At 56.8% G+C, this 15,725-nt stretch carries 8 protein-coding genes and 3 pseudogenes; 5 read left to right on the top strand and 6 right to left on the bottom strand.

Annotated elements, in window-relative coordinates; translation table 11 throughout:
* Together ACSQ2W_RS19030 and ACSQ2W_RS19025 are read left to right on the top strand one after the other, a co-directional pair.
* Window positions 1-1,296: a hypothetical protein gene (locus ACSQ2W_RS19030; protein ID WP_436087847.1), complete on the top strand. Its 1,296-nt coding sequence runs from the start codon at window positions 1-3 to the stop codon at window positions 1,294-1,296.
* The gene (locus ACSQ2W_RS19025; protein WP_436087846.1) at window positions 1,286-2,785 is read left to right on the top strand and encodes a lipopolysaccharide biosynthesis protein; all 1,500 of its coding nucleotides are present in this window, start codon (window positions 1,286-1,288) and stop codon (window positions 2,783-2,785) included. Before ACSQ2W_RS19030 ends, ACSQ2W_RS19025 begins: the two co-directional genes overlap by 11 nt.
* Before the next feature lie 722 nt (window positions 2,786-3,507).
* On the opposite strand, the pseudogene ACSQ2W_RS19020 reads toward ACSQ2W_RS19025, so the two are convergent.
* Window positions 3,508-4,266 (bottom strand): annotated as a pseudogene (locus ACSQ2W_RS19020) (ISNCY family transposase); the annotation flags it as partial.
* Window positions 4,267-4,388: 122 nt separating this feature from the next.
* Between ACSQ2W_RS19020 and ACSQ2W_RS19015 the strand changes: the two are divergent.
* Window positions 4,389-5,420 (top strand): IS110 family transposase, encoded by a 1,032-nt coding sequence (locus ACSQ2W_RS19015; RefSeq protein WP_436087845.1) that lies wholly within the window; start codon window positions 4,389-4,391, stop codon window positions 5,418-5,420.
* A gap of 323 nt (window positions 5,421-5,743) precedes the next feature.
* Here ACSQ2W_RS19015 and ACSQ2W_RS19010 read toward each other — a convergent pair.
* The 5 genes and pseudogenes from ACSQ2W_RS19010 to ACSQ2W_RS18990 all read right to left on the bottom strand — a co-directional run.
* Window positions 5,744-6,178: pseudogene (locus ACSQ2W_RS19010) on the bottom strand (ISNCY family transposase); the annotation flags it as partial.
* 189 nt (window positions 6,179-6,367) lie between these two features.
* Window positions 6,368-6,481: pseudogene (locus ACSQ2W_RS19005) on the bottom strand (IS30 family transposase); the annotation flags it as partial.
* A gap of 183 nt (window positions 6,482-6,664) precedes the next feature.
* On the bottom strand, window positions 6,665-7,675 hold the full coding sequence (locus ACSQ2W_RS19000; RefSeq protein ID WP_436087844.1) for an acyltransferase family protein: 1,011 nt from the start codon (window positions 7,673-7,675) through the stop codon (window positions 6,665-6,667).
* A gap of 105 nt (window positions 7,676-7,780) precedes the next feature.
* Window positions 7,781-8,839: a phosphatase PAP2 family protein gene (locus tag ACSQ2W_RS18995; protein WP_436087843.1), complete on the bottom strand. Its 1,059-nt coding sequence runs from the start codon at window positions 8,837-8,839 to the stop codon at window positions 7,781-7,783.
* 210 nt (window positions 8,840-9,049) lie between these two features.
* Complete coding sequence (locus tag ACSQ2W_RS18990; RefSeq protein WP_436087842.1) at window positions 9,050-9,223, bottom strand: hypothetical protein; 174 nt, start codon at window positions 9,221-9,223, stop codon at window positions 9,050-9,052.
* Between the two features lie 423 nt (window positions 9,224-9,646).
* Between ACSQ2W_RS18990 and ACSQ2W_RS18985 the strand changes: the two genes are divergently transcribed.
* Window positions 9,647-9,919: a hypothetical protein gene (locus tag ACSQ2W_RS18985; protein WP_436087841.1), complete on the top strand. Its 273-nt coding sequence runs from the start codon at window positions 9,647-9,649 to the stop codon at window positions 9,917-9,919.
* Between the two features lie 157 nt (window positions 9,920-10,076).
* On the top strand, window positions 10,077-15,725 hold a 5,649-nt coding region (locus tag ACSQ2W_RS18980; protein ID WP_436087840.1), incomplete at its 3' end, for a calcium-binding protein.

Raw genomic sequence — 15,725 nt, 5'->3', positions numbered from 1 at the left:
ATGAACCTAGACAAGCCCAGATTGCTGGGGTCGATACTGCTGGCGGGCTCGATTTTGGCGCTGTCGGGCAGCGGCAATGTGCTTGCCTTTGACAATCTGGCGGACACACGGGTGGTCGCGGTGCCAGAAATGATTGTCCCTGGCTATCTCGAGCGGAGCACCGATCCAGCGTTTGGTACTGCTTTCGTCCGAGTCACGGATCCGGGTAAGGAGATCATGGCCGGAGTCGCCTGTGACCCAGCCTTTTGCAGGCACCGCTATTCCAGCGCGCAGGCATGGAATGCCGATCAGAGTTTGCTGGTTGTCCAAAAAGGCTGCCCTGGGCTGTGCTTTCTGGACGGGCAGAACTATCAGCCGCTGTTCCAGCGCCGCCCATCCGGTGTCTGCGAGTGGCACCCGACAGATCCTGCGCAAATGATCTGCGTCAGCACTACTGAGATATTTCGTTGGAAAGTGCTCAGCGATGAGCGGATGACGATCTACGCTCCCCCAGAGTACCGAAAGTTGGAATTCGGCCCCGGAAAGAACAACCTTTCGCAGAATGGTAACCGATTGGCGATCCGGGCTGTCAAACCGTCTGGCGAACGGGTCACCTTTGCATACGACATACAATCCGCAACAAAATACCCCGATATCCAGCTTGACCATGAGAGCACCAACAACTACTGCACCATTTCGCCTTCGGGCCAGTACATCTTCTGCCATCAAGAATTACCTGACGGCAGGGACATCGCCGACATCTTCAGTTTTGACGGCCATCAGGTCCAGCACTGGGCTGAGCATCATCGACCTGGCCACGGCGACATGACGATCGACAGCGACGGCAGTGATGTCTATGTCGGAATAAGCAAGAGCGAGCCGGACAAATATCAAGTCATCAAGCGCCGCCTCTCAGACGGTAAGGTGACGGTTCTGACACCGCGCGGCTTTGCGCAGCACGCATCAGCGCGCAGCATCAACCGGCCGGGCTGGGTATTCCTGACATATAGCGGCTCATACGAGCGGGCGGGGCGAAGCGGAGCGACGCCCTTGTATGGGGAAATCGTAGCATTGAAAATTGACGGAAGCGGCGAAATCCGGCGTATCGTCCATCATCGAAGTGCGAAGGACGACTATCTGAGCGAGGCGCATGCATCGCCCTCGCCTGATGGCTCGCAGGTCATTTGGGCGAGCAATTGGGGCCAGCCGGGTGGACCTGTTGCGGCTTACGTTGCCCGGTTGTCCTGGCTAGAAACAGTCTCGGCATATCACTTGCAAACCCCAGTTGCCAAGAAGGAAACGCGTCATGACGAGTGACCGGCGAGGCTTGGCAGCGCGCAGCGCGGTGGGCCTGATGTGGACTGGCCTTTCCATGGGCGGGCTAGCCGTTGCGGAACTCGTCGCCCTCATAGTTCTGGCCAGATTGCTTGCTCCGAGTGAGTTTGGCCTCTATGCTGCAGCGCTGGTTGTCATCAACTTTTCCGCGATATTCGAAAGCCTGGGCGTCGCTCCGGCGATTGTGCAGCGGCCTGTTGTGGAAGAATCCCATCTACGTGTTGGGTTTACCCTGTCGCTCATTTTCAGCTTTTCCGTGGCTGGTTTCGTCTGGTGGGCAGCGCCCATTATCGCGAACCTATTCCGCCTAACCGAACTCGTTCCCGTGGTGCGGGCGACCTGCGGCGTATTCCTGTGCCGTGGAATATCGATGGTGGCGCAGGCCTCGGCCCAGCGCGAGTTGCGGTTTCGCTGGCTCGCGGGCATCGATGCAGGAGCCTTTGCGGCCGGGTTCGTTCTCGTCGGTCCACTATTAGCCTGGCACGGCCTTGGGATCTGGGCCCTTGTTGGTGCGCTGGTGTGCCAGCATTTCGTGCGCATGCTGGCGCTGCTCATCGGCCAGCCGCACCCGAAACGGCTTCTGCTGGAACGACCCGCGATCGGAGACCTGCTCTATTTTGGAGGCGGCTTTACCATCGCTCGCATATTCAACTACCTGGCCGGGCAGGCCGACAAGGTGGTGGTCGGTCGTTGGCTAGGAGCTGAGTCGCTGGGGCTGTATGCGCTTGCAGCGCAGCTGATGACAGCACCCGCGATGATTGTCGGCCAGACCCTCGATATGGTCTTGTTTCCGACGATGGCGCTGGTCCAGCAGGAGCCGGCGCGATTGGCACGCGCTTTTCGCAGCGCAGTCGCGTCCTGTGCATTGCTTGTACTTCCCGCCAGCGTGGTGGTTATGGCTGTTCTGCCGGAACTGGTACAGGTGCTGCTCGGCCCCGGATGGGAGAAAGCGGTGCTCCCGCTTCAGGTCCTGGGGGGGGGGATGCTATTCCGCACAAGTTACAAGCTCAGTGATTCGATTGCCCGGGCAACGGGGGCCGTATACGCCCGGGCGTGGCGGCAAGCCGTTTTTGCCTGCGCAGTCGCGGCCGGCTCATTCATCGGGCAACATTGGGGTGTGACAGGAGTGGCGCTTGGGGTCGTCATAGCGGTGGTGAGCAACTTCCTTCTCATGGCGCAGCTCAGCCTCCGCCTTACGGGGCTTCAGTGGTCGGACTTTGCCGTCGCGCACCTACCCGGCGTGGCGCTCGCGGTCACGGTGGGAGGCGGCGCTTGGATTCTTGCGCATTTATTGCGAGAACTTCACACGCCGCCGCTCTCCCTGCTGGGAATGATCGTGCTTTCCACGGCCCCTGCCGGCGCGCTGTTGTGCTGGCGCGCACCAGCGTTGTTCCTTGGTCACGATGGCAGGTCGGCATTGCAAGTCCTCATGAGCCTTGCCCCGGCTTGGCTCCAGCGCCGCCCAACATAGCGGCGGGGCGGCAAGGCGGGTAGGAGGCCCCCCATGCCTGTCACCCTTCAGGACTAGTCCTGATTTGAAATGGGGCTGCTTTGCCTCATTTCCTATCATGCCTGGGTCCCCACTCGGCTGGCCTGCGGCGCTTTAAATGCTTGGCCGCTTTGACGGGCCCGACCAGCATGACAACAGCCCCCTCGGACACATTAGCGATGTGGCGATCGGGCCTGCGAAGAGAGATTTCAAGTGACTAGATTCAGCGATGTGGAATCCTTCAGTTTAGACGTCACGAGCGACTCGCCTCGTCAGTTGCCGACATCCACGACCTTGGTGAGGACCACCAAAACCTCGACCTAGTCGACGCCCAGCACCGACTCTTCAGGCGTTACCTACATCGCCAACCCACCTTGGGGTGCTGCTGATCATGGGGCGCTGCTGAGCCCGCTTACCGCCTTCGCCTTTTCCGATGACCCGACCGGTGTCACCTACAACCCGATCAACAAGCACCTCTACTTCTCCGATGACGCCGGCACGAGGGCCGTGTACGAACTCGATCCGGGTCCGAACGGCCTATTCGACGGAGTCGTCGACATAGAGCCACTCGCGCACATTGGCGCCGGTTCCGTAAATCGGCAGTGGCTGCTCCTCCAAGGCGCGCCGAAGCATCCTCGAGGGGAAATCTCTTCGGGTTTCGCCAATGGCCGCATTGGCGGGTGGTACCTTGATCCGCACGACGGCAGCTCAGCGACGATCGAGAGCATGTCATCCAGCCGTTTGTTCTCGACCACCTCGGAGCGATGCACGGACCGTAAGGTGTCGAACGTTCTGTAGGGCAGGGAGGCTTCCCCGTCCGTGATCTCTAGGCGTCCGTCGGGATAGTCGCAGACGACGACCTTGTTGCCCGCCAGCGCCGTTGCGCGCTCTGTCGGATCGAGAATGAACATCACCTTGTCATAGCGCAGCGTCAAGGAATTCGACAGCTTACGAACCTCCTTGCGGCACATGGCGCCATCGAGGTTCTCGTGATCCGCCAGCGGCCGATGCATGTCCTTGGGATTGCGTGGTGGCTTGCCGAAACGAAAGTTGAAATCCGCCATAAACTCCGGCGCATAGGCGTTGGCCGCCGCGATCGTATCGATACCGCGCAGCCGCAGTTCCTTCACCAGCCGATCCTGCAGCGTCTGGTTGGCCCTTTCTACGCGGCCTTTGGCCTGCGGGGTGTTGGCGCAGATAATGTCGATGTTGAGCTCATACAGTGCCCGACCGAATTGCGTCAGACCGCTCGTCCGGTCTTTCTCCGACGCGTGGGTCGAGCGAAAGACGCCATGCTTGTCGCTGTAGAACGCGATCGGCTTGCCCCATTGCTGCAAGTAAGCCTTCGTCGCGTGCAGATAGTCGAAGGTGTTCTCCGAGCCGGCAAAGCGCAGATGCAACAGCTTGCCGGTGGCATCGTCGATATAGACGAGCAGGGCGCATTTGGGACCGCGGTTCTCGAACATGGAGTAATCGCGGCGCGGGCGCCCTGGCCGTTTTTGGCTGGCGAGGGTGGTTGCCCCCGATAAGATGGAAACACGGGCTCTCGATTGGAACCGGGCCCAAACATCGGATGGAGGCAACCGTGAACCAATATATTGGGCTTGATGTTTCGTTGAAAGATACCGCGATTTCGATTCGACAGGATGGAAAGCGGATCTGGCGGGGAAAGTGTCCTTCGGATCCAAAGCTCCTGGCTGAGGTGATCCGCAAACACGCCCCGCAGGCCAGGGGCGTCGTCTTTGAAACAGGGCCGTTGTCGACGTGGTTCTATCATGCCCTGACGGCCGAGGGGGTGCCGGCGATCTGCATTGAAGCGCGGCACGCGCAAAAGGTATTGAACGAGACGCTCAACAAGACCGACGCCAATGATGCGGATGGCTTAGCGCAACTCGCTGAAGCAGGCTTTTACAAAGCGGTTCGCGTCAAGTCGTTTGACACTATGATGGCCCGCACATTGGTGGCTGCCCGCGAACAACTCCTGTACATCTCAACACAACTTGGCAATCAAATCCGCGGCCTGATGAAGACCTTCGGTCTGATCATCCCGAAAGGGAAGGGTTGGGTCTTTGATGGCGATGTGCGGAAGCTTTTAGATGGTAACAACGAGCTTGCGAAGATTATCTTGCCTCTTTTGGAGGCCTGGCACGATATCCGCAAGCGCGCAGCCGATCTTGGTCGCCAGTTGCTCATAGTGGCACGTCGGAGCGAAGCCACGAAGCTATTGATGACGATTCCGGGAATCGGCGCGGTCACGGCGGTGTCCTACGTTACGGCAATTGAAAATCCAGAAAACTTTCGAACGTCGCGCTCGGTGGGCGCCTGGCTTGGGCTGACAACGCGGCGTTATCAATCAGGCGAGGTCGATTATGACGGCCATATCTCGCGAAGGGGTGACAATCGTTTACGTGGGCTGCTTTATGAAGCCGCGACAGCGCTTCTGACGAGAACCAGTGCCAGGACCGAGAGCAGTCTCAAGCGTTGGGGACTTAAGCTGCGGGAGCGACTTGGCTTCAAGCGGGCCGCTGTGGCAGTCGCCCGGAAACTCGCGGTCATAATGCACAGCATGCTCAAAACGGGAGAAGTGTTCAACGCATCGGCTGGCGCAACCATATAGGAGACGCTCAGCCTTCGTCCCTCAGCGCGCCATCTAACTTTGGGTGCTGAGCGTCCCTGCTGCGGACGTGGGCAGGATCATTCCGCTTCTGGTGGCTGCAGCTTGTTGAGACTGCGCCTCGAACATTAGGAAGATCCCACCTGCGAAGACCATTGTGCGGCGACATTTGTCGACCGCGGAGACAACCCTGCTCCCAGCACTGGACAGCTTTGACGGCACTGCACCGGCGGCGAGGGCAGCTTCACCCAATCAATTCCGCCGTGTTGCATATCTCGCAAGCCGGCGAGGTCGCCGTATGCTCAAATCAGCTTGACGGACCGAATGCGATTAGACAACCAGCGGTGCTCCGAGCCGTCAATCTGCACCAATTCGCCATAGGCCTCACGCCGCAATCGCGGTTGATGAAACGTCCGGCGCTGCTTGCGCGACAACCAGATTCCGGCTTCCGTCATCCAGTGCCGCAAGGTCTCGCGCGATACCGTCAGCCCATCGAGCTCCGCAAGCTTCTCGGCTGCCAAGGTTGGACCGAAATCGGCATAGCGCTCTCGAATGAGAGCCACAGCATAATCGCGAACCCCATCGTTGATCCGGTTATTCGACGGCCGGCCGATCGTCTTGTGCCGGATCGATGCCGCACCATCTGGCGCGACGAGGCGTCCCTGTCGTGGACGTAGGTCTTGGCCATTCCGCGAAGCTGGCAGCAGCTCCCAGAGACTGCGCGCGGAACATAGGAAGGCCTTGCCTGCGAAGACCATCATGCGGCGGTTTTATACCGACCGCGGAGACAACCATGTTCCCGACATACGATTGCTTCACGTCGAATTGAAGCACTGGGCGAAACACCGAGAACCCACCATATGGCCGATCCGAATCCGAGCCGTGAAACCGTGCCCGGAGCTCATCGCACGTTTCTAAACGGGCTTGACTCGCCAAGCGCGATTAGACAACCAGCTTCGGGCGCCGATCCCATCTTCCAAAGCCCTAAAGCCGCGAAACTCGGTACCGCGGTCGAAGGTGAAACTCTGGCGGGCGAAGGCCGGCAAGGGTGAGAACGCATCGATGGTCGCACTCGCGTTCCCGGCGTATGCGGGCACAAAGAGGGTGCCGAAAGGTGTCCAAACCGGCGTCGCAGCGTGGGACTGTGGCGGTGTTTTCTGCGGCAAGGCCATCTGCGTGGAAATTCGGAATGTCAAAATGTCGCGGATGGGGACATTTTCAATACTATGGGAACATACGCCGCAAAATCAGATTGCCGCTTCAGCCTGGCGCCTGCGAACCGCCTTCAAAGGCTTTTCGATGAACTCATAAGAAAGCACCGCCAGCCCGATCGACAGGACGGAGACTGCCGGAAACGCGATGAACGGATCGATTACCCCCCTGACCATTCGCACTATCGGATAGTGCCAGAGATAGATACTGTAAGAGATCAGCCCGAGATAGACGATCGGCCGCAGCGTCAGCAGGCGATGAAGCCTCGTGCCCTCTGCCGAGATCGCCGAAAGGATCAGTCCAGCCGCCGCAAGATCGACGAAGATGCCACCCCAGGCGGTGCACCAAAGCGCCTTGTAACGGAACGTTACGAGCGCGACGATCAGCACAAAGCAAGAAATCCGGCCGATCGTCGCAGCTGTTTTTCGCGCGGGCCGCCATGGCATAACGGCGATCAAGCCGCCCAAGATTAGGCCACTCAGCCGCGTGTCGAAGCGGTAGTAGCTACGATACCAGTCCTGCCAGATCCACACATCGGCGACGCGCCATGCTGTCGCGACAACGAAGCCTACCGCCAACATGCCTGTGAGCGCCCGCGTCGAGAGCGATCGCGTCGCCAAAATCGCGAGCGGCCAGAGCAGATAGAAATGTTCCTCCACCGAAAGCGACCAGGTGTGGCTGATCATGATGGGCTGATGCCAGAAGGCCATGGCGTAGTCGGTCAGATACGTGGCGGCCAGCGTCACATCGACGAGAGCGTTGCGCGACGGGAATACAATCGGCGCGACCGCACCGTAGGCAGCGAGCATCAGTAACAACGGCGGCCAAAGCCGGAGCGCCCGCCGCCAGTAAAAACGGCCGAGGAAGACGGTCCCGGTTTCGATCACTTCGGCACGCAAAATTGAGGTGATCAGATAGCCGCTCAACACGAAGAATACGTCGACCCCGATCGCTCCGCCGAGCACCAAAGGCAGTCTGCAATGGAACGCCACCACAGCGAACACGGCTATGGCACGCAATCCATCAAGTGCTGGATTGTACTGCAACCAATACCCTCCTTTTGCACGCTAATCGTAATGAATGCAGATCAATTCTGCCAGCGCGTGACTTGTTTGAGCCGGCCGCCGTTGATTCAAAAATTCAGATGTTGGTCAAGCCGCTTCGGCGGTCATCTCCGGTCGATCCAGCGACCATGCAGCCAGAACGGCCGACGATTTCCAGAACATGAGGGCCAGCGAACCGCCGAGAATGCCGTCGCTCGCATAGTGCCAGCCAAGCTGGATCGAGCCGATGAAGATGGTCGCCGCAAAGGCGACCCCAAGCCAGCGCCGGATCCCGCCGAACTGCCATGCGACGCAGGCGAGGACAACAGCCTCGGCCACATGCATGCTGGGCATCGCCGATATGCCGGAGATGGCGCCCTCCTCCACCGAGTAGGATGTCCAGAGAACGTTCTGCGCAAACAGCGCCCACGCCGTGCCGGTCTCGGCGTCGATGCCCTTCAGCATGTCCATCAGCGGTACAAATGTTTGATCACCGTTGAGCAGATAAATGAAGCATGGTCCGGCCGACGAAAAACAGAGCGCCATGACGTTGCCGCCGACGAACCATGTGAGAAGCGCCGTCAGCATGTAGCGAAGCCGCAGCGTGTGATTGCCGATCCATGGAGCCCAGATCATCGATATGATGAAGATGGCAAGCCAGAGATTGTAAACGAAGTTCAAATAGGTAATGCCGTATGCGTTGCCGAAAATCGCGCTAGTGACGACATAAGGATCGACGCCAGCGAAGATCACCCGATCAAGACGGATCAGGGTTTCATCCCAAACGAAGGGTGTGATCGCCGGGATCGTCGATTTAACACTGCCGAAAACGACGATCAGCGCCAGGAAGATGAGCGTTGAATGCGTTGCGTGAGCGAGCCGATCGTTTCGCAACAACAGATAAGCCATCTTCTGTTTCAATGCCGCCGTCGGGTGCTCGTGACCCTCCCGAAAAAGCCGGAATACAATCCAAAGCATGTTGAAAATCGCGATATTGAACAGTGCCGTAAACGACCAGGAAAGATAGGTCGTCGCCGTCCTGAAATGCGGCTTGGCGTCGAAATACCAGACGAGGCCGGACATCAGTGCCGAATGTGAGATCAAAATGAAGTACGCGAAGCGATAGTCGAATGCGGTTCGCCCGAAGGCCGAAAAGAACACTCTCATGGTTTCAATCGCGAATTGTTTTCCCCGGCCGGTAATTCAACTTAATTTTAGCATTCCGTCAAGTAGCGCCATGTCTCCCAGCTGTGATTTCGGATGGCGGTCAGCGCGCCGCCCTGATCGTAGTAGTCGAAAACGCGCCAAATCGAACGGGATCACCATTCCGGCGGCCGTCTTCACGCGGATGTCGCCACCATCCGCCTTGACGTGGCTTCAAAAGCCGGCCGGCAAATCTGAGAAATCGACATAGACCGGATAATCTGTGAGGTCCGAGGAGACCTCTCCGGCCGCGATGGTCAACTCGGTGAAATAGGTCGCCACCGCCGGCGCCCTGCTGATCGCCGGGCGCTGCAGCCCAAGCCCCAGCCGCAAGGAAATTCCGGCCATCGATCAGACCTCCGCAGCGACCGTGTGGCCAGGCTCGACCCAATACTGATAGGCATCACGACACGAAAGTGGTGAATCTGTCCGACTTTAAGAACGGATCGAGAATATACGCCGACCGTCCAATAACCATCGAACATGTTATCGCCGCCCGGCGGGAGTGGGACCGAGCTTTCCACACTCATACAATAAACAAAAAAAGATTGTGGCGCGTTCATGGTTGCAATTTTTGGGCGTCGAAAATAAGTTGTGATTCTAGATGGCTGAGGGCAATTTTTAACATCATTCTAGGGGCTTAGGGCGAGCGTTAGCGGCAACATTTTTCGTCATATCCGACGGAGTTACAACTGCACTTCATGCTAGACCGAGGTCGAAGTAAATACGTTCCGCGATCAACGTTCGTCTAGTATATCGGAGCTGCAGTACATGAAAGAATATATACTATCGCTTGGGAATTTTGGAATCGTTCTCGCCATTGCCGTGCTGCATGCAGTAATGACTGTTGTTTGCGGTATCAGGGGTCGGCAAAGACCTTATTCCTATTCCTTCAAGCAAGGTACGATACTGGCAAGCGGGGTTTCTGTTGTGTTGCTGATTTCGACCTTTGTAGGTTTTTGGATAGGTATTTTTTCCATGATTATTCTAGCTATACTAGCAGTGCATAAAATGCCTTCCTTGGAGAGATACATAGATAAATAAAACTTGGCTAAGATTACGAGTTTATTTGCGTCACTCGCCATTAGTTACTCTAGTTTTCCTAAAATCTATTACCTATAGCGTATCGCGACGAACGTCGATGCGCGCCATAACTTGCTGCAATAAGCTAAGATAGTTCTCGACCGGGGAGATTCCTAACATGACTGCTGCGACAACCGTGCCTAATACCGGCGTTGACTGGAGTAAATTAGGCGCCACCATGGAGGTTGCGGCAGCTGTATTCGCTGGGATAGCTGCGACCAATCCGTCGTTCCATTGGGCCAAATATTTGGGCCCTTTCATTATTGACGGGGTTGCCGCACTGTCGGACGCTTCCATGTCGGATGACCCAACTGCGGGTCTTCCCGAGGATGTCGCAGCGGGCGTGCTAAAAGCGCTAGCCAGCGCTGCAGGTGCAGCTGTGGGCGCTGGGCTAGGCCCGGCAATACTGGACGCGGCCGCGCTTGGGTTCCTTCTCGCTGGCGTCGCGGTTCCCGCCGCTCTCGCGACCCCATTGGCGCTCGCACTCGCAACTGCTGCTGGCGTATACGCGGCAGCCTGGATTGCCGGGAAGCTTGCAGGCCCCTTGGTGGATTGGCTTTTCCCGGATCTGCCTTCGCCCCTCCTCAACGTCATTCAGGATCCGCTAGTCCTCGACCTTGACGGCGATGGCATCGAACTGAGCGCGCTTGACGGCTCAGCTGTTCACTTCGACTACGACCAAGACGGCTTCGCCGAACAAACGGGCTGGGTTTCGTCAGACGACGGTATTCTTGCCATCGACGCGAACAACAACGGTGTCATTGATGGTGCCTCGGAGCTGTTCGGTTCTCCCGACCAGGATGGCTTCGCCATTCTTGAAACGCTCGACAGCAACAGCGACGGTAAAATCGACGCGAGCGACGAAATGTTCGAGCAGCTGCGCGTTTGGCGCGATCTCGACCAGGACGGCGTGTCGGATGCAGGCGAACTTGTTTCGCTTGCAGAGGCCGGCATTACATCAATCTCGCTGGTGCGGACCGTTGTTAACGGCCTAAACAATGGCCATACGATCGGCTTTGAAGCGATTTTTACCCGCGCCGACGGTTCCACAGGAACCACGCAAAGCGTCTATTTTCAGACAGATCGACAAGATACGACCGGAGATCACACGCCCGATTTTACACCCGCCGAGGACGTTCTTCTGCTGCCGCAATTGCCAGGTTCAGGACAAATCAATTCAATCGCATGGAAAGCCACACAAGACGCCGATTTCCTTGAAGCCTGGACGGAACTGACGGATCAGGCCGCTACGCTTTCTTTCGATGAACTGAGAGGCGGTTTCGAAGCGCTTCTCCTCAAATGGGCCGGCGTTGACGGCATCGATCAAAATTCTCGCGGACAATACGTTGATGCGCAGCATCTGGCCTTGGTCGAGAAGTTTTTCGGCAACAGCTATCTTGAGACGCACGTTGGTCTCGGCACGAATACGTCTCCAAGCACAGACTCGTTCGGCCGTCACATCGAAGGTAGTTTTGACCAGATCGTCGATGTTCTGATGACCGCATTTCTTGCGCAGGCCGGCCAGAGTGTTCTGCTTCGCGGCGGCGAACTCGATGACTTGATTTCGAGCCCGTATTTCGCATACGCGCTGCTCAATTTTGGCAACGCCGACTCCGAGAACGCTGTTGTCTCGCCAACGCCCGGCAACGTCGCTCAGGTGGTCGAACTCATCGTCGGAATGACACCTGGGAACACTGGGGCGGCGGCTCTTTTCCTTGAGAAGGCGCTCGCTGGCCTGAATGGAATGGTACCCATTGCCTTTGAGAATGACCGCGAAGCCTATCTTGATATCGCGGGGCCAGCTCTAAACATTATAGCCGATCCGCTCTTGCTTTCTCTTGCTACTGCAATTGTAAGCGGCGATGCAGCGATCGGTTCGGAAACCGCCGATGGGTTAGTCCGACTGGAAGGTGACAACCTGTTCGTCGGTGGCAAAGGCGACGATATCATTGTTTCCAGGGAAGGAAGCGATCTCTTCCTTTTCAGCAAGGGCGACGGCAAGGACTATATCCGCGACACCGCGAAATCATTGACCGAGACGGATACGCTTCTGCTGACGGATCGTGTCGCCGCTGACCTGATTTTCGAACGGATCGGCAACACTTTGCAGATCCGATTTGTCGGTTCGAACGATGTCATTTCCTCTGAAAACTTCTTCAAGGAATGGGGAGTCGAGAACCGTGGTATCGACAAGATTGTTCTGTCGGACGGCGCTGTCCTTGATCGGGATGCCATTGCCGAACTGACGACAGCCATGGGAACAGAAGAAAACAACGTCATCACCGACACGGTTCTCGATGATATCCTCCAAGGTGGCGGCGGCGATGACGACATCAGCATCCGCCAAGGCAACGACACCGTTGTTTACGCGCAGGGCGACGGCTACGACGTCGTGCGGGACCTGAGTGGATTGGCGTCAGAAAATGACGTTCTGAGGCTCGCGGGTTTGCGGCCCTCCGACGTGGAGCTTTCGAGAAACGGCGATGCGCTGTTGATCAAGGTTAAAGCGACCGGGGAATACATCACCAATCTCGAATTCTTCCGGCAGGATCAATCGCTCCTGGGCCATTGGGGCGTTGATCGCATTCAGTTCGACAACGGTATTTCTTGGGACCGGAGTAAGATTGCTACCGAAGGATGGTACCGCGGCGATCAACGGGCAAATGGACTTGTGGGCTCGACACTCGACGACACGCTTCAGGGGAACGGGGGTAACGACACGCTGAGTGGTGGATGGGGCTCTGACACTTACGTGTGGAAGAAAGGCGATGGCAGCGACTCAATAGATGATGGGACCGACTACATAGCGCGCACGACAGACACCCTGGTCCTTCAGGACGTCAGAAGTAGCGATGTGGAGTTGATCCGCCGGGGAAATGATCTGCTGATCCTGATCAAGTCCACGCAGGAAGTGATTCAAGTAGGCGGCCAGTTTCAAGGCGTGAGCAACATCGTCGAAGACTGGAACTACGGCACACAAGGCTTGGAAACGATCCGATTTTCAAACGGCCTGGAGTGGGGCCGTGAGAAGATCATGACCAGCGTCGTCAGTGTCGGATTAGACGTGGACAATTTTTATATCGCTCTCAATTCAATTATGATGAAGTCTTGGTTCGTCGATGAACTCGGTCACACCGGGGATATATTTGATTTTAAGACTGGCGCTGTGAGCTACGATCAGGAGGTCAGCGGGAACGATATTAGCTTTGGCACGGATGGCGATGATGTTATCGGGTCGGGACAGGGCGTCGACGAATTAGGCAGGGTCTTGGCCTCTCCCGAGGGGCACAATTATTTCGATGGTCGATTGGGCAACGACCTAATTTATGGAGGTGATGGCCACGACACTCTTATTGGAGGCAAAGGGAATGACACGCTGAATGGCGATGCAGGGCATGACTATCTCGATGGCGGCGAGGGTAACGACAGCCTCAGCGGAGGCAGTGGCAACGACATTCTTACAGGCGGCGCAGGATCTGATTCTCTGGATGGAGGAAGTGGATCCGATATGCTCAGTGATGAAAGCGCCGCGAATGACGTTTTCAAGGGTGGAACCGGAGACGATCTGCTTGTGTCTGGAAGCGATCGATCTGACGAGACCGGCAACGACACCTTCGTCTATTCGCGCGGAGACGGTAACGATATCATCCAGGACGCCTCTGGGTCATTGTCAGAGACAGACAAACTGCTGTTTACAGACCTTAACGTTGAAGATGTTGAACTTTCGATCAATGACAACGATCTGATCATCACGGTGCTCAGCACTGGTCAGACGGTGACAAGCGGCTCCTTCAATTACGTCAATTGGAACGACAGTTGGCATGTGGGCATCGACGTCATTGAGTTTGCCGACGGAACGCTGTGGGATCGTAGCGATATGCGGGACCATGCGTGGATACGTGGCACTCAAGGTCGGGACCAATTGTCTACCAAGGCAACGACGAACGATACTTTTTACGGCAAGGGCGGCGATGATATTATTATTTCCGGGCTGACCGGTAGCGCTGGCAACGGTAGCGACACCTTCGTCTACAGCAGCGGCGACGGTAACGACATCATCGTTGACGATTCCCGCGAAAGTTACGAAACCGACACGCTGTTGCTCACGGATCTCAATGCGGCTGACGTGCAGCTTTCAAGGACTGGCGACACTCTTTTCATCAAGGATCTGACCACCGGTGCCGTGATTACCAATGCCGGTGCATTTTCAATGTGGGATTATTATTCCAGGGGGCTTGAGCAAATTCAGTTTGCGGACGGTACCATTTGGAACCGCAGCCAATTGCGCGAAAACGCCTGGTTCAGGGGAACAGTGACAGCCGACGTGCTTCATGGCGATGATACGCATACAAACGTGTTTGTCGGCGGTCGAGGTGACGACCTTATCATTTCCGCCCCGAGAAGAGGTTATATCTACCTTTCTGATGAAGGCGACATTTTCAAATATAAACTCGGCGATGGCAACGACACGATTTACGAAGGAGGCCATTCCGTCGTTGGCACCGACAAACTCATTCTTGAAGACATCAATGCCGAGGACGTAACCCTGCTGATTGATGGCTATGATCTTTTGATCAAATTCAATGCCAATGGTCAGCAAATCAGGGACGAAGATTCGTTCCGCTTCAGAAATTCCGACGGGATTGGTATTGACCAAATTGTCTTTGACGACGGCACGACATGGTCGCGCTCGGATATCACCTATTGGGCCACAAAAGGTTCAGCCTTCTATGCGGGGACAATGGGCGCAGACACGATCGTTGGCTCCTACCTTGATCAACGTCTTTCCGGAGCGGAGGGCGATGACTTCATCGACGGCAAGGGCGGCAGTGACCTCATCTTCGGCGATGCGGGCCAGGATACGCTGAGCATCAGTGTATGGAATACAGGCGAACTGGATGCAATCGACGGCGGTGCGGGGACTGATACTGTAACCTTTGCCGACTTCGGCCAAGCTGTCTCCGTCGATCTTGTGGCAGGCGAAGCCAGGACGCAATCGACTGACACTCTGGTGGCTACCTTGGTGGCAATGGAGAGCGTCACCGGAACGGCCTTCAACGACGTCATCAAGGGTGACGATGGGGCCAACAAGATGGTCGGCCAAAATGGGGACGACATCATTGAAGGCCGCTTCGGCAATGACGCGATTGTGGGCGGGACGGGGTCTGATATTCTTTCGGGGGGGCTCGGTGCTGACATCTACACCTATACCAGAGGGGACGGAAACGACACGATTCAAGAACTACAAGAGGTAGGGACTACGAACACCCTCAAACTCAAGGACGTTGATCCGACGAAAGTCAGCTTTGAACGAGCGGGGGGCGATCTACTTGTGAAGATTGGTGAGTCGGGGATTGGTACGTCAGACGGTGGCACAATTCGGCTATTAGGGACTTCCGGCCACTACGACCAATATGGTTTGGAATCGATTGTATTCGACAATGGAACGAATTGGACGGCCGCTTATCTTCGACAATGGTCAGTCTTCGACTCGGCAACCGATGGTAACGACGCCCTGGTCGGCACAGACGCTGCTGGAGATTTCGGAGGACGCAAGGGCAATGACACTCTGAACGCCGGTGGCGGCAATGACACCTATGTCTATGCCCGCGGTGACGGCAACGACACCATCACCGAGGAAGCCAACAACGGTGCCAACGACCGGCTGCTGCTGGCCGATGTCAACCCGGCCGACGTCACCCTGGTGCGCAACGGCAACGATCTCACCGTCGTTATCGCCGAAAGTTCGCCGGGGGCCGGAGACGCT

This window comes from Pararhizobium sp. LjRoot255 (assembly GCF_964252905.1).
Classification (GTDB): Bacteria; Pseudomonadota; Alphaproteobacteria; order Rhizobiales; family Rhizobiaceae; genus Pararhizobium.
This window is presented reverse-complemented; position numbering and strand designations above follow the sequence as displayed.